The 14,113-nt window shown below is 72.3% G+C and carries 12 protein-coding genes and 2 pseudogenes; 4 read left to right on the top strand and 10 right to left on the bottom strand.

What is annotated here, in order from left to right; genetic code table 11:
- Nucleotides 1-4 precede the first annotated feature (4 nt).
- The 3 genes and pseudogenes from gatC to LMU33_RS35860 all read right to left on the bottom strand — a co-directional run.
- The gene (gene gatC / locus LMU33_RS35850) at nucleotides 5-301 is read right to left on the bottom strand and encodes an Asp-tRNA(Asn)/Glu-tRNA(Gln) amidotransferase subunit GatC (RefSeq protein ID WP_004925108.1); all 297 of its coding nucleotides are present in this window, start codon (nucleotides 299-301) and stop codon (nucleotides 5-7) included.
- Between the two features lie 94 nt (nucleotides 302-395).
- The gene (locus LMU33_RS35855; protein WP_228625352.1) at nucleotides 396-890 is read right to left on the bottom strand and encodes a cupin domain-containing protein; all 495 of its coding nucleotides are present in this window, start codon (nucleotides 888-890) and stop codon (nucleotides 396-398) included.
- Nucleotides 891-910: 20 nt separating this feature from the next.
- A pseudogene (locus LMU33_RS35860) lies at nucleotides 911-1,141 on the bottom strand (DUF4267 domain-containing protein); the annotation flags it as partial.
- 100 nt (nucleotides 1,142-1,241) lie between these two features.
- Between LMU33_RS35860 and LMU33_RS35865 the strand changes: the two are divergent.
- Nucleotides 1,242-1,819, top strand: a pseudogene (locus tag LMU33_RS35865) (TetR/AcrR family transcriptional regulator).
- Between the two features lie 101 nt (nucleotides 1,820-1,920).
- Here LMU33_RS35865 and LMU33_RS35870 read toward each other — a convergent pair.
- The 5 genes from LMU33_RS35870 to LMU33_RS35890 all read right to left on the bottom strand — a co-directional run bounded on the left by LMU33_RS35870 (nucleotide 1,921) and on the right by LMU33_RS35890 (nucleotide 9,042).
- On the bottom strand, nucleotides 1,921-4,167 hold the full coding sequence (locus tag LMU33_RS35870) for a putative bifunctional diguanylate cyclase/phosphodiesterase (RefSeq protein ID WP_228625354.1): 2,247 nt from the start codon (nucleotides 4,165-4,167) through the stop codon (nucleotides 1,921-1,923).
- A gap of 262 nt (nucleotides 4,168-4,429) precedes the next feature.
- Nucleotides 4,430-6,622 (bottom strand): NAD-dependent DNA ligase LigA, encoded by a 2,193-nt coding sequence (ligA, locus tag LMU33_RS35875; protein WP_228625356.1) that lies wholly within the window; start codon nucleotides 6,620-6,622, stop codon nucleotides 4,430-4,432.
- A gap of 15 nt (nucleotides 6,623-6,637) precedes the next feature.
- Nucleotides 6,638-7,645: a methionine synthase gene (locus LMU33_RS35880; RefSeq protein WP_228625357.1), complete on the bottom strand. Its 1,008-nt coding sequence runs from the start codon at nucleotides 7,643-7,645 to the stop codon at nucleotides 6,638-6,640.
- A 151-nt stretch (nucleotides 7,646-7,796) separates the two neighbouring features.
- On the bottom strand, nucleotides 7,797-8,495 hold the full coding sequence (locus LMU33_RS35885) for an SDR family oxidoreductase (protein WP_228625359.1): 699 nt from the start codon (nucleotides 8,493-8,495) through the stop codon (nucleotides 7,797-7,799).
- A 7-nt stretch (nucleotides 8,496-8,502) separates the two neighbouring features.
- Nucleotides 8,503-9,042, bottom strand: coding sequence for an LOG family protein (locus LMU33_RS35890; protein ID WP_228625361.1), 540 nt, complete (start codon nucleotides 9,040-9,042; stop codon nucleotides 8,503-8,505).
- Nucleotides 9,043-9,118: 76 nt separating this feature from the next.
- Between LMU33_RS35890 and LMU33_RS35895 the strand changes: the two genes are divergently transcribed.
- Nucleotides 9,119-9,442: a DUF427 domain-containing protein gene (locus LMU33_RS35895; RefSeq protein ID WP_228625363.1), complete on the top strand. Its 324-nt coding sequence runs from the start codon at nucleotides 9,119-9,121 to the stop codon at nucleotides 9,440-9,442.
- 37 nt (nucleotides 9,443-9,479) lie between these two features.
- Nucleotides 9,480-10,262, top strand: coding sequence for an alpha/beta fold hydrolase (locus tag LMU33_RS35900; protein ID WP_228625364.1), 783 nt, complete (start codon nucleotides 9,480-9,482; stop codon nucleotides 10,260-10,262).
- A 26-nt stretch (nucleotides 10,263-10,288) separates the two neighbouring features.
- Here the strand turns inward: LMU33_RS35900 and mnmA are convergent, their stop codons facing one another.
- Nucleotides 10,289-11,413: a tRNA 2-thiouridine(34) synthase MnmA gene (gene mnmA, locus LMU33_RS35905; protein WP_228625365.1), complete on the bottom strand. Its 1,125-nt coding sequence runs from the start codon at nucleotides 11,411-11,413 to the stop codon at nucleotides 10,289-10,291.
- Between the two features lie 557 nt (nucleotides 11,414-11,970).
- On the opposite strand from mnmA, the gene LMU33_RS35910 reads away from it, so the two are divergent.
- Nucleotides 11,971-12,600: an N-acetylmuramoyl-L-alanine amidase gene (locus LMU33_RS35910; protein ID WP_228625367.1), complete on the top strand. Its 630-nt coding sequence runs from the start codon at nucleotides 11,971-11,973 to the stop codon at nucleotides 12,598-12,600.
- A gap of 262 nt (nucleotides 12,601-12,862) precedes the next feature.
- On the opposite strand, the gene LMU33_RS35915 is transcribed toward LMU33_RS35910, so the two are convergent.
- Complete coding sequence (locus LMU33_RS35915) at nucleotides 12,863-14,032, bottom strand: cysteine desulfurase family protein (protein ID WP_228625369.1); 1,170 nt, start codon at nucleotides 14,030-14,032, stop codon at nucleotides 12,863-12,865.
- Nucleotides 14,033-14,113 lie beyond the last annotated feature (81 nt).

Consider the following 14,113-nt stretch of genomic DNA (forward strand, 5'->3'; position numbering starts at 1 on the left):
GTGGTCACTCCTCCCCCAGGATCTGCGGCACCTTGAAACGCTGCTGCTCCTGGGCGGGGGCGCCGGAGAGCGCCTGCTCGGGGGTGAGCGAGGGACGGACCTCGTCCGGCCGCATGACGTTCGTCAGCGGGAGCGGGTGCGAGGTCGGCGGTACGTCTTGGTCGGCGACCTCGCTGACGCGGGCGACCGCGCCGATGATGTCGTCGAGCTGTCCCGCGAAGTGGTCGAGTTCTTCGGGCTTCAGCTCCAGACGCGCCAGCCGGGCGAGGTGGGCGACCTCCTCGCGCGTGATGCCAGGCATGCAGCGATCCTCTGGGGTGAGTGTGTGTGGTTTGGGGCCAATCCTATGGGGCGGGGCCGGGTGGCCGTGAAACGGTTTCCCGGCCCCCCGCGCGTCAGTCCCGGCGACGCTCCCAGACCTCGCTCTTGAGGAAGTGGTTGTCGTACCGGTCCTGCACCTCGAGGATGCTCTCCGGGGTGGCCTCGCCGAGGCGGATGCGCTGCAGGTGGCGGAAGTACTCGAAGCGCTCGATGCCCGGGGTGAAGACGATGAGGATGTCCGCCGTGGTCTCCGGTACGGCGGCGAAGGCGTGCGGCTTCTCCGGCGGGACGATGACGAGGTCGCCGCGCTCCGCGGTCACGATGTCGTCACCGGAGAGGATCTCGGCACACCCGTCGAGCAGGTAGAACATCTCCGCCCCGCTGTGGTGGAGGTGGGGCCGCGCGCCGTCGGCGCCCTCGGCCAGGGTGACGCGCACGGTGGACAGCGCCCCTCCGGTCGCACTCTTGTCTGCCAGCAGCTGGACGCCGACGGGTGCACCCCCGACCACCTCGGCCTCGGCGCCGCGCACGATCACGGAATCGTCGAACTCGGGTACGAACAGCGACATTGCGTTCCCTCGTGTTGTGGTCAGACCGCGAAGAGCAGTCCGGCGCTGATCAGTACAACGATCGCGGTGGCGAAGTGGATCCCGAACGCGGTCGCCTTCGCCCCGTCGTGTCGCAGGACTATCAGGGTGTCGACGAGTGGGACGAGTGCCACGCAGACCATGAACCACGCCTCGGCACGGGCACCGGCGGCGGCCAGCAGGACCAGGCCCAGCACCCCGAAGGCGCCGTCCCTGAGGCCCTTGATCGACAGCGGTGACGGTCATGACCCCTCCGCTTTCTAGCAATGCTAGAGACGAGAGCGAGGCTAGAGGAGCGTCGACAGCTTGGCGAGCGCTGCTAGAAGTTCGAGCGTGACGATCCAGAAACGCCGGGAGCGCGAACGAGCGGAGCGGGAGCGGCTGATCGTGACGGCCGCGCGGGAGCCGGCCGGGGGCGAGGGCTGGGACGCGGTGACCACACGCCGGCCGGCCGCCGAGATCGAGTACAGCCGGCCGGTCCTCCACAGCCACTTCAAGGGCAAGGACGCGATCGTGACGGCGGTCGCGGTGCAGGGCTGCGCCGACCTGACGACGGAGCTGCGGCGGGCGCGGACGGCGGCACCGGGCACGCGGGAGGCCCTGATGGCGGTGGCGCAGACGTACACGTCCTTCGCACGGCGTCGGCCTGCCCTCTACGACGCGATGTTCACCCACCTGGTGGACCTGCCGTTCGCCACGGAGGACGCCCCGGCGCCCCTGCGGGAGGCCTTCGGTGCGCTGCTGGTCGTCGTGGAGCCGATCACGGCCGAGGGAGAGGAGCCCGGCCTGCTGACGGAGACGTTCTGGGCGGGGCCGCACGGGCTGGCGACGCCGATGAGGAGCGGGCGGCTGCCGGAGGAGGGGCACGAGCGCCGGCCGCACTCCTGATCGCCCACTTCACGGGAGCCTGAGCGCCCGAAGGGACACGGGGCCGCGTCGGGAATGCGGCTTGGCCGCGTGGGCGCGACCAGCCGCGACGCGCCCGCCGGTGAGCGGGGGGACTGCGGGGGGACTACTCGGCGGCCGGCAGAGCCGCCCGCGGCCGCTGCCACCCCCGGGAACCGCGCGCCCGCAGCCACGCCGTGGTCTCCTCGGGCGGCATCGCCGCGGCGACGAGCCACCCCTGAACGGCGTCGCAGCCGAGGTCCCGCAGCCGCTCCCACGTCTCGTCGTCCTCGACCCCCTCGGCGACGACGAGCAGCCCCAGGGAATGCGCGAGATCGACCGTGCACCGCACGATCTCCGCGTCCTCGGTGTCAACGGCCAGCCGCGCCACGAACGACCGGTCGATCTTCAGCTCGCTGACCGGCAGCCGCCGCAGATGCACCAGGGACGAATACCCGGTGCCGAAGTCGTCCAGCGACATCTTCACGCCGTGCCCGGTCAGGCCCGCGAGGGTGTCCGCGGCCCGCTGCGGGTCCTCCAGCAGCACATGCTCGGTGATCTCCAGCTGCAAGGCCCCCGCAGGGACCCCGTGCCGGGCCAGCCGCGCGGCCACCGAGCCCGCGAACCCGGGCGTGTGGACGTCGCGCGGGGAGACGTTGACCGCGACCGGGACCCGCAGCCCCTGCGCGCGCCACTTGGCGACCTGCCCGAGCGCGGTCTCCAGGACGTACTCGGTCAGATGGGGCATCAGCCCGGAGGACTCGGCGATCGCTATGAACTCGTCCGGCGGAACCTTCCCGCGCTCGGGGTGCACCCAGCGCACCAGCGCCTCCAGGCCGGCGACCTGACCGTCGAAGCGGACCTTGGGCTGGTAGTGCAGCTGCACCTCGTGCGCGTCGAGCGCCCGGCGCAGATCGCCCAGCAGGCCGAGCCGGTCGGGCGTGTTGGAGTCGCGCTTGGACTCGTAGACCTCGACGCCCGTACGGTCCCTTTTCGCCTGGTACATCGCCACATCGGCGCGCCGCAGCAGCCCTTCGGCGTCCAGGGCGTGGTCGGGGAAGACGGCGACGCCGGCGCTGGCCTCCAGGACGAGGGTGAGCCCGTCGAGGTCCAGCGGGGAGCTGAGCGCGGCGACCAGGCCGCGGGCGACGCGGGTGGCCGAGGTGGTGGAGTCGGCGACGGGCAGTAACACCGCGAACTCGTCGCCGCCGAGCCGCGCAGCCTCCGCCCCGCGCGGCAGGGCGAGCCGCAGCCGGTCGGCGATCTGGAGCAGCAGCCGGTCACCGGCGAGATGACCGAGGGTGTCGTTCACCGACCGGAAACGGTCGAGGTCGATCAGCATGAGGGCGGAACGGGCGCCGATGCGTTCGGCGTCGTCGAGGGCCGTCCAGATCCGCTCCAGCAGCCACTGCCGGTTGGGCAGTCCGGTCAGCGGGTCGCGCAGCTGCTCCTCGGCACGCGCGCGTGCCATCCACAGGGTGGAGTCGAGGGCGATGAGCGGGATGGCGAACAGCGGGAGCAGGATCGGCTCCGCGTCGGCGACGACGCACAGCAGCGGCGCGATGCCGAGCAGCGCGACGGCGAGCAGCCCCTGTCGCACCAGGGCGGTACGGGCCACGGTGGGCACCTTGCCGCTGCGCGGGGCGTGCAGGTACCACTGCAGGCCGCGGCTGACCGCGAGGTAGGCGACGGCGGCGAGGACCACCTCGGGTGCGGCGGCGAAGCTCCAGCTGCCGGGTCGCCAGGGCGTCTCGACACTCGGGACGCGGCCGAACGCGCCGAGCACCAGCGCGCCGGCGCCGATGCCGAGGAGGTCCACCGCGCCGTGCAGCACGCCCTGCCGCCCGCGGTGGCGCCGGGCGATGCCGACCAGGACGACGACGGTGAGGCTGACCATTCCGGCCGGCACCCAGCCGTAGAGCAGCAGGACCGCGAGGGTCAGCGCGGCACCGGAACCGGTGCCGCCCCACCAGCGGGCGCGGCCCAGCATGACGAGGTGGCCGACGATGGCACCGGTGAGCAGGGCCAGCGACCAGCCGACGGTGCCGCTCGGGAAGAGGGCGTGTCGGCCGGCGAAGGCGTGGTAGAAACCTGCGCCGAGGACGAGCGCGGCGGCGGCCACGACGGCCGTGGGCAGGGTGGGCCAGGTGAGGTGCCGTTCGGGGTCGGTGCCGGCGCCGGTCAGGCCGGGGACGGGCTCGATGACCACGGGTATGGGCGGGCGCGCGTCGGCGGCGGCGCCCGGTCCGGCCGCGCGGGCCCGGCCGCGCGTGCGGCCGTGGCCCCGCCCCGTCCATCGGGTCACCCGCCAGGTGCACGTGCGCCGGCGCAGTCGCAGCCGTGAGTCCGGGGCGACGCTCTCGGTCGGTTCCATTCCCGTCCCTCTCACAGCCGGCGGTGCCCACGCCACGCGGCCCGATGTCCGACAGCCATCAGCAGCTCCGCGTTGAAGAAACCTTCCTCGCACGCCGGGAGCGCACGGGGATGCCCCAACCGCAGCCGGGCACGGCAGGTGCACATCTCAACAGTAGGCCGCGGAAGGCTTCCACGGGCACCGGTCGTCGACGGTTGCCCGAAAGCGCCCGGGCCACCCGTATGCAACTGATATGCACCGATCGGGTGGCCTTCAACCGCTACTACTCGGTCGTAAGCGCGACTTCGGCCGCCGCTTCGGGGCCCTGCTCCAAGAGGACACCGAAACCGTCCTCGTTCAGGACCGGGACCTTCAATTGCATGGCCTTGTCGTGCTTCGATCCCGGGTTGTCACCCACGACGACGAACGAGGTCTTCTTCGAAACAGATCCGGTCACCTTCGCGCCCCGGCTCTGCAGTGCCTCCTTCGCGCCGTCGCGGGTGAAGTTCTCCAGCGTGCCGGTGACGACGACCGTGAGCCCCTCCAGCGGGCGCGGGCCCTCGACCTCGCCGGTCGAGGCGTCCTCCAGCGGGACTCCGGCCGCCTTCCACTTGCGGACGATCTCGCGGTGCCAGTCCTCGGCGAACCACTCCTTGAGCGCGGCGGCGATGATCGGGCCGACGCCGTCGGTGGTCGCGAGCTCTTCCTCGGTGGCCTGTTCGATGCGGTCGACGGAGCGGAACTCGCGGGCGAGGGCCTGCGCGGCGACCGGTCCGACATGCCGGATGGACAGCCCGTTCAGGAAGCGCGCGAGCGGGCGGGACTTGGCCGCCTCGATGTTCTCCAGCAGCGCGAGGGTGTTCTTCTTCGGCTCACCCTTCTGGTTGGCGAAGACCGTGACGACCTTCTCCTCGCCCGTCTTGGGGTCCCGCTTCGGCAGACCGCTGTCGGGGTCGAGGACATAGGCCTTGATCGGCAGCAGCTTCTCCACCGTCAGGTCGAACAGGTCCCCCTCGTCCACCAGTGGCGGGTCGGCCGGTTCCAGCGGGCGGGTGAGCGCGGCGGCGGCCACCCCGCCGAAGTGCTCGATGTCCAGGCACTCGCGGCCGGCGAGATAGGAGACACGCTCGCGCAACTGGGCCGGGCACGTACGGGCGTTGGGGCAGCGGAGGTCGATGTCGCCCTCCTTCATGGGCCTGAGCGGGGTGCCGCACTCGGGGCACTCGCCCGGCATCACGAACTCCCGCTCGCTGCCGTCCCTGAGGTCGACCACCGGGCCGAGGATCTCCGGGATGACGTCACCGGCCTTGCGGATGACGACCGTGTCGCCGATGAGGACGCCCTTGGCCTTGACGACCTCCTGGTTGTGCAGGGTGGCGAACTCGACCTCGCTGCCCGCGACCGTGACCGGCTCGACCTGGGCGTACGGCGTGACCCGGCCGGTGCGGCCGACGCCCACCTTGATGTCGACGAGCTTGGTGTTGACCTCTTCCGGCGCGTACTTGTACGCGATCGCCCAGCGCGGGGCACGCGCGGTGGAGCCGAGGCGGCCCTGGAGGCGGATCTCGTCCAGCTTGACGACGACACCGTCGATCTCGTGCTCCACGGAGTGGCGGTTCTCGCCGTAGTGGGCGATGAACTCGCGTACGCCGTCGAGGCCGTCGACCACGCGGTTGTGCCGGGAGGTGGGCAGGCCCCAGGTCTTCAGCAGGTCGTAGGCCTGGGAGAGACGGGTCATGCCCGTGAAGCCCTCCAGGGCGCCGATGCCGTGGACGACCATGTGCAGCGGGCGGGTCGCGGTGACCCGCGGGTCCTTCTGGCGCAGAGAACCCGCGGCGGCGTTGCGGGGGTTGGCGAAGGGCTTGTCACCGGCGGCGACCAGGCGTTCGTTCAGTTCGAGGAACTTCTCCATCGGGAAGTAGACCTCGCCGCGGATCTCCACCAGGTCGGGCACCTTGTCGCCCTTGAGGCGGTCCGGGATCTCCGCGATCGTACGGACGTTGGGGGTGATGTCCTCGCCGGTGCGGCCGTCGCCGCGGGTGGCCGCGCGGGTGAGCCGGCCGTTCTCGTAGGTGAGGTTGACCGCGAGGCCGTCCACCTTCAGCTCGCACAGGAAGTGGTAGTCCTGGTCGCCGAGTTCGCGCGCGATGCGCTCGGCCCAGGCGGCCAGCTCCTCGTCGTTGAAAGTGTTGTCGAGGGACAGCATCCGCTGGCGGTGCTCGACCGCAGTGAACTCCGTCGCGTACGACCCCGCGACCTTCTGGGTCGGCGAGTCCGGCGTGCGCAGCTCCGGATACTGCTCCTCCAGCGCCTCCAGAGTCTTCAGGAGCTTGTCGAACTCGGCGTCGCTGATGACGGGAGCGTCCTTCACGTAGTACCGGAAGCGGTGCTCCTCGATCTGCTCAGCGAGCTGCGCGTGCTTGTCACGTGCCTCGGCGGGCACTGCCGTCTCCGCCTGCTGCTTGTCGCCGGCCACCGTGTTGTCCTCCCGTTACTCTGGGTTGTCCGCGAGGGATCTCGCCGCCTGGACGCAGTGGGCGAGCGCCTGGCGTGCGTAGGCGGGGGAAGCGCCCGCCAGACCGCACGCCGGGGTGACCGTGACCGCCTCCGCGAGCAGCCCCGGTGGCAGCCCCAGCCTGCGCCACAACGTCCTGACACCCATGACGCTACCGGCAGGGTCTGACAATGGGCCGTCCGTGCCCGGCACGACACCGGCGAACAGCCGCGTACCGGCCTCGACGGCCTCGCCGACCGCGTCGTCGTCACGTTCGGTGAGCAGCGAGAAGTCGAGGGAGACACCGGCCGCGCCGGTCCGCCGCAGCAGGGCGAAGGGCACGTCGGGGGCGCAGGAGTGGACGATCACGGGCCCGTCGGCGTGGGCCCCGATCACGTCTCGCAGGGTGGCCTCCACGATCTGCCGGTCCACGGCCCGGTGGGTGCGGTAGCCGCTGGCGCTGCGGACCTGTCCGCGCAGGACGGCGGTGAGGGAGGGCTCGTCGAGCTGGAGCACGATCCGCGCGCCCGGGATCCGGCGATGGACCTCGGCCAGGTGCAGCCGCAGCCCCTCGGCGAGGGAGGCGGCGAGGTCGCGGCAGGCGCCGGGGTCGGAGAGGGCGGCCTCGCCGTTCTTCAGCTCCAGCGCGGCGGCGAGCGTCCACGGCCCGACGGACTGCACCTTCAGATCGCCCTCGTAGCCCTGGGTGAACTCCTCCAGGGCGTCCAGGTCCTCCCCCAGCCAGGACCGCGCCCGCTTGGTGTCCCGGCCCGGCCGGTCCCCGATGCGCCAGCCGCTGGGCTCCACGCGCGCGTACAGCTCGACGAGCATCCCGGCGGTACGGCCGATCATGTCGGCGCCGGGGCCGCGCGCGGGCAGCTCGGGCAGGAAGGGGAAGTCCTCGAAGCTGCCGGTGACGGTCTTGGCGGCTTCCCTGGCGTCGCCGCCCGGCATGGACCCGATTCCGGTGGCTCCCGGGAACCTGAACTCGCTGTTGTCACTCACCTCGGCAGGGTATGCCGAACACCCAGGGTCTCCGCCCCCTGCACCCGGCCCGTGCCCGCCCGCCGTCCGACCCGGTCGGCCGAGAAGGCCTCGGGCCGGGACCACGCCGCCTTCGCCGGCCGGTCCCGGATCTCCGTACCGCTTGTCGCGCTCAGCGACCCGGGCGCACCGTCAGGTCGTTGACCTCCGCGTCCCCGGGCAGGTCCAGGGCCATGAGGATCGTCGTGGCGACCGACTCGGGGTCGATCCACTTCGACGCGTCGTACTCCTTGCCCTCCTGCTGGTGGACCTTGGCCTGCATGGGGCTGGCCGTGCGGCCGGGGTAGACCGAGGTGACCCGGACGCCGTTCGCGTGCTCCTCGTGGCGCAGGGAGTCGGCGAGGGCCTTCAGGCCGTGCTTGGAGGCGGCGTACGCGGACCAGCCGGCGTGTGCGCTCAGGCCGGCACCGGAGTTGACGAAGATCACATGGCCGCGGGCCGCACGCAGCTGGGGCAGGAAGTGCCGGGTCAGCTCGGCGGGGGCGATCAGGTTGACGTTGAGCTGGTGGCGCCAGGACTTGGGGGTCAGGTCGCCGACCTCGCCCAGGTCGACGACGCCCGCGATGTGCAGCAAGGAGTCCACCCGGTCCGGGAGGGTCTGGTGGGAGAAGGCCCAGGAGAGCCGCTCCGGGTCGGCCAGGTCGCCGACCAGGGTGCGGGTGCCGGGGAACTCGGCCGCCAGTTCCTTCGCGCGGCCCGCGTCGCGCGCGTGCAGCCACAGTTCGTCCCCGCGCGCGTGCAGGCGGCGGGCGACGGCCGCGCCGATGCCGGAGCCGGCCCCGGTGATCACATGAGTAGCCATGCCCGCCATGCTCGCATCAGCGGTGGCCCAGCGACTCCTCCAGGTAGGCCAGGGCGCCGACCGGCTCCTCGGCGAAGAACACCAGCTCGGACAGCGGACGGGGCAGGAAGCCCTCGTCCTCCATGCGGCGGAACTGCTGCTTGAGGCCGTCGTAGAAGCCCGCGGTGTTCAGCAGGACGACCGGCTTGTCGGTGCGGCCGTGCTTCTTCAGCTCCAGGATCTCGGTGGCCTCGTCCAGCGTGCCGGTGCCGCCCACCATGATCACCACGGCGTCGGCCCTTTCCAGCAGCAGCTTCTTGCGTTCGGCGAGGTCGGCGGCGATGACCATCTCGTCGGCGCCGGGCCACGCCTTGTTGGCGAGGAACTCCACGGACACGCCCAGCAGCCTGCCGCCCGCCTCGTGCACCCCGTCCGCGACGACCTTCATCAGACCGACGTTGGAACCGCCCCACACCAGGGTGTGACCGCCCTTGCCGATGAGTTCCGCGAACTCGCGCGCGGGGCGCGTGTAACGCTCGTCGAGGTCGGCGGCGGACAGGAAGACGCAGATGTTCATGACCCCTACCGTACGGCCCCGCCGCACGGGCGCTACCAGGCGGGAAGAAGCGCGCGGCCGCCGGTGCTGTCCCTGTATGAGCGAAGGACACACGATCACCATCGAGAAGAGCGAGCGGCACGTGCGCGTGGTGCACGGCGACCAGGTGCTCGCGGAGACCGACCGACCGCTGGCGCTGCGCGAGACGGGCTGTCCGGTGCGGTACTACATCCCCGCCGAGGACGTGCGCCTCGATCTGCTGACCCCCTCCGACACGCACACCGTGTGCCCCTTCAAGGGCACGGCGTCCTACTGGTCGCTGCCGGACGCGCCGGACCTGGTGTGGGCGTACCCGGACCCGAAACCGGGGGTGGCGGAGATCAAGGATCACTTCTGCTTCTACGACGCCGACGTGTCGTGAGCGATGAGTCCGTGCCGGTACGGCAGTCTGCACCGACATGGACAAGAAGACGACTTCGCGGGACGGAACCCCGCTCGCGTACCAAGTGACCGGTCAGGGGCCGACGGTGGTCCTGGTGAGCGGCGCGATGTCCACCGGTGGCACCCTGGCGCCCCTGGCGCAGCGGCTCGCGGACCGCTGCACGGCCGTCGTCTACGACCGCCGGGGCCGCGGCGAGAGCGGGGACACGAAGCCCTACGCGGTCGAGCGCGAGGTCGAGGACCTGGCGGCGCTGATCGACGCCGTGGGAGGCGAGGCGGCGCTGTTCGGGGTCTCCTCGGGCGGCGCGCTGGTGCTCGAGGCGGTGGCGAGCGGGCTGCCGGCCGGCCGGGCCGCCGTGTACGAGGTGCCGTACGCCGACTTCCTGCAGGGGGGCGCCGAGCGGGAGGCCACGTACAAGGAACAGCTGAACAAGGCGCTCTCGGAGGACCGGCGCGGGGACGCGGTCGAGCTGTTCCTGCGGCTGACGGGTCTGGCCGAGGTGATGATCCAGCGTGCCCGCCAGTCACCGATGTGGGCCGGCATGGAGGCCGTCGCGCCGAGTCTCGCCCACGACGACACGGTCATGGGCGACGGTCTGCTCCCCCGCGACCGGCTCGCCGCGATCTCCGTGCCCGTGCTGGCGGTCGCGGGCGGCGCGAGCCCGGAGTGGATGCACAGGGCGGGCCAGGCCGTTGCGGAAGCGGTGCCCCAGGGCACCTACCGGCTGCTTCCGGGGCAGACCCACATGGTGGAGCCGGAGGTGCTGGGGCCGGTGCTCGCGGATTTCGTGACCGGCTAGCGGATTTCGTGACCGGCTAGGGGTGCCTACACCGCGGCGGCCGTCGCGCGCGTGGTCGACGCGATCGTCGCCGAGCCGACCACGCGCGTGCCGTCGTACAGGACGATCGCCTGGCCGGGGGCGACGCCGCGGACCGGTTCGGCGAAGGTCACGCGCAGCTCGCCGTCGACCGGCTCCGCGGTGACCTCGGTCTCGCCGCCGTGGGCGCGCAGCTGGGCGGTGTAGGTGCCGGGGCCGGCGGGGGCGGTGCCGCACCAGCGGGGCTTGATCGCAGTGAGGGCGGTGACGTCCAGGGCGTCGGCGGGGCCGACGGTGACCGTGTTGGTGACCGGCGAGATGTCGAGGACGTAGCGGGGCTTGCCGTCGGGGGCCGGGGTGCCGATCCTGAGGCCCTTGCGCTGGCCGATGGTGAAGCCGTACGCGCCCTCGTGCGTGCCCAGCCTGGTGCCGGACTCGTCGACGATGTCGCCCTCTGCCTTGCCGAGCCGCTGGGCCAGGAAGCCCTGGGTGTCGCCGTCGGCGATGAAACAGATGTCGTGCGAGTCGGGCTTCTTGGCGACGGCGAGACCGCGGCGCTCGGCCTCGGCACGGATCTCCTCCTTGGTGGTGACCGTGTCGCCGAGCGGGAACATGGCGTGGGCGAGCTGCTTCTCGTCCAGCACACCGAGGACGTACGACTGGTCCTTCGCCATGTCGGAGGCGCGGTGCAGCTCGCGGGAGCCGTCCTCGCGCTCGACCACCTTGGCGTAGTGACCGGTGCAGACCGCGTCGAAGCCCAGCGCCAGCGCCTTGTCGAGCAGCGCGGCGAACTTGATCTTCTCGTTGCAGCGCAGGCAGGGGTTGGGGGTGCGGCCCGCCTCGTACTCGGCGACGAAGTCCTCGACCACGTCCTCGCGGAAGCGGTCGGCGAGGTCCCAGACGTAGAAGGGGATGCCGATGACGTCGGCCGCGCGGCGGGCGTCACGCGAGTCCTCGATGGTGCAACAGCCCCGCGCGCCGGTCCGGAACGACTGCGGGTTCGCGGAGAGCGCGAGGTGGACGCCGGTGACGTCATGGCCGGCTTCCGCGGCGCGCGCGGCGGCGACGGCGGAGTCGACTCCACCGGACATGGCGGCGAGGACGCGGAGGGGGCGCTGCGGGGTCTCAGTCATAACTCTTCCAGGGTACGGGGCCGCGGGAACCGGGTCCGCCGGATATCCGTTGACGATCACAAGGGGCAGTACGGCGGACGGGGCGGCCAGGGCGCGGACGGTGGTGCCGAGCACGGACGGGGCCGGGCGCAGGCGGGGCGGCACCGGACGGGGGCGGACATGGACGACAGCGGCGCAACAGGGCCGGCCGGGGCGGGCATGGACGAGGCCCGGCACGGACAGGGCCGGGACGGACAAGGCCGGACGGGGCAGGCCCGGGCGGAGCCGGGCGTGGGCGGGGCGCCCGCACGGACGAGGGCGGACACCGACAAGGCCCCAGCCACGGGCAGGGCCGGGCGCGGACAAGGCCGGACGGGGCGGGCACGGATGAGGCTGGGCACGGGCAAGGCCGGACCCGGCAGGCGCGCATGGAGCCGGGCGTGGGCGGAGCCAGGCGTGGGCGGGGCGCCCGCACGGACAGGGGCGGGCGCGGACGAGGGCGGGCCGGGGCGAGGGCGGGCCGGGGCGAGGGCGGGCCGGGGGCGGGGGCGGGCGTGAGCGTGACGGAGTGGTGGGGCATGGGTGACGGGGATCGGCGGCTGGGGCGGCGGGCGCTGCTCGTCGGTGGTGCGGCGACCGCCGTGGGTACGGCCGCGCTGGCCCGTGCGGAGCTGACGCATCTGTGGTGGCGGCTGCCCGGAGTGGAGAAGCCCCGGGTGGCGGGGGCCGTGGACTTCCGGGGCGCGCGCTGGGTGCCGGCCTCCCCGGCCAACTACCGGCGGGCGGACCGGCCGGACGACTACGCGATCGACCGGGTCGTCATCCATGTCACGCAGGGCGGCTACGCGAGCGCGGTGAAGGTCTTCCAGGACCCGGCGCACGGCGCGGCGGCACACTACATCGTGCGCAGGGACGGCCGGATCACCCAGCTGATACGGGAGCTGGACGTGGCGTTCCACGCGGGCAACCGGGAGTACAACGAGCGCAGTGTCGGCATCGAGCACGAGGGCTTCGTGGCGGACGCCTCCTCCTTCACGGAGGCCATGTACGCGTCCTCGGCCCGGCTGACGGCGGCGATATGCGTGCGGTACGGCATACCCGTGGACCGTCGGCACATCATCGGGCACGTGGAGGTGCCGGGGACGGACCACACCGATCCGGGGCCGCACTGGGACTGGGAGCGATACCTGAAAAAAATCAAGGCCTAGGCCCTTTTTCGTCCGGTAGGTGTGGTTCTATCCTGTTTACAAGACCTACGAGACGAGTGAGGGAGCCCAAGCGGAGTAGCCGACTTCAGCGCGAGATATCTGTTCTCTTCAAGGAGAGGTACACCATCTCCGCTGGTGCCGACATCGACGCTCGGGCTGAGAGGCCGGAAGGTCGCAAGGACTGGACCGGAAGGCGACCCCCATAACCTGATCCGGACAATGCCGGCGAAGGGAACCCGCCTCGTAGGTCGCTTTCGTGTCCTCAGCTGAGCCCTGCCGCCCGGGCGCGCTCCACCGCCGGGCCGATCGCCTTGGCGACCGCCTCGACGTCCGCGCGCGTGGAGGTGTGGCCGAGGGAGAAGCGCAGGGTGCCGCGGGCCAGGTCCGGATCGGTGCCGGTGGCGAGCAGGACGTGGCTGGGCTGGGCGACGCCGGCGGTGCAGGCGGAGCCGGTCGAGCACTCGATGCCCTGGGCGTCCAGCAGAAGCAGCAGGGAGTCGCCCTCGCAGCCGGGGAAGGTGAAGTGCGCGTTGGCCGGCAGGCGGCCCTCGGATGCCGGGTCGCCGCCGAGGATCGCGTCCGGGACGGCGCTGCGGACCGCCGCGATCAGCTGGTCGCGCAGAGCGCCGATCTCCCGGGCGAACCACTCCCGCCGCTCGGCGGCGAGCCGGCCGGCGACGGCGAAGGACGCGATGGCGGGGACGTCGAGGGTGCCGGAGCGGACGTGCCGCTCCTGGCCGCCGCCGTGCAGGACGGGCTCGGGGGTCTGGTCGCGGCCCAGCAGCAGCGCGCCGATGCCGTACGGGCCGCCGATCTTGTGGCCCGAGACGGTCATCGCGGCGAGGCCGGAGGCGGCGAAGTCGACCGGGAGCTGACCGAAGGCCTGGACCGCGTCGGCGTGCATCGGGATGCCGAACTCGGCGGCCACCTCGGCGAGTTCACGGACCGGCAGGATCGTGCCGATCTCGTTGTTGGCCCACATCACGGTGACGAGGGCGACGTCGTCGGGGTCGCGGGCGATGGCCTCGCGCAGGGCGTCGGGGTGGACGCGGCCGTAGGAGTCGACGGGGAGGTACTCGACCGTCGCGCCCTCGCGCTCGCCGAGCCAGTGGACGGCGTCGAGGACGGCGTGGTGCTCGACGGGGCTGGCCAGGACGCGGGTGCGGGCCGGGTCGGCGGCGCGGCGGGACCAGTACAGGCCCTTCACCGCGAGGTTGTCGGCCTCGGTGCCGCCGGAGGTGAAGACGACCTCGCTGGGGCGGGCGCCGAGCGCTTCGGCGAGGGTCTCGCGGGATTCCTCGACCGTGCGGCGTGCCTGCCGGCCGGATGCGTGGAGCGAGGAGGCGTTGCCCGTGATGCTCAACCGGGCGGTCAGTGCCTCTGCCGCCTCCGGGAGCATCGGGGTTGTCGCGGCGTGGTCGAGGTAAGCCATGGTGCGGCCGATTCTACGGCGCCGGGGCCCTGCGGTTGGCTCCGGCCACGGGGATGGCCGAGCCCGGGGTACGGCGCACCT

The sequence above is a fragment of the Streptomyces barringtoniae genome, assembly GCF_020819595.1.
Classification (GTDB): Bacteria; Actinomycetota; Actinomycetes; order Streptomycetales; family Streptomycetaceae; genus Streptomyces; species Streptomyces barringtoniae.

Bases quoted from the DNA above. Each gene is read 5' to 3' on its own strand.
- gatC (WP_004925108.1), bottom strand. From the start codon at position 301: ATGCCTGGCATCACGCGCGAGGAGGTCGCCCACCTCGCCCGGCTGGCG.
- LMU33_RS35855 (WP_228625352.1), bottom strand. From the start codon at position 890: ATGTCGCTGTTCGTACCCGAGTTCGACGATTCCGTGATCGTGCGCGGC.
- LMU33_RS35870 (WP_228625354.1), bottom strand. From the start codon at position 4,167: ATGGAACCGACCGAGAGCGTCGCCCCGGACTCACGGCTGCGACTGCGC.
- LMU33_RS35885 (WP_228625359.1), bottom strand. From the start codon at position 8,495: ATGGCGGGCATGGCTACTCATGTGATCACCGGGGCCGGCTCCGGCATC.
- LMU33_RS35890 (WP_228625361.1), bottom strand. From the start codon at position 9,042: ATGAACATCTGCGTCTTCCTGTCCGCCGCCGACCTCGACGAGCGTTAC.
- LMU33_RS35895 (WP_228625363.1), top strand. From the start codon at position 9,119: ATGAGCGAAGGACACACGATCACCATCGAGAAGAGCGAGCGGCACGTG.
- LMU33_RS35900 (WP_228625364.1), top strand. From the start codon at position 9,480: ATGGACAAGAAGACGACTTCGCGGGACGGAACCCCGCTCGCGTACCAA.
- mnmA (WP_228625365.1), bottom strand. From the start codon at position 11,413: ATGACTGAGACCCCGCAGCGCCCCCTCCGCGTCCTCGCCGCCATGTCC.
- LMU33_RS35910 (WP_228625367.1), top strand. From the start codon at position 11,971: ATGGGTGACGGGGATCGGCGGCTGGGGCGGCGGGCGCTGCTCGTCGGT.
- LMU33_RS35915 (WP_228625369.1), bottom strand. From the start codon at position 14,032: ATGGCTTACCTCGACCACGCCGCGACAACCCCGATGCTCCCGGAGGCG.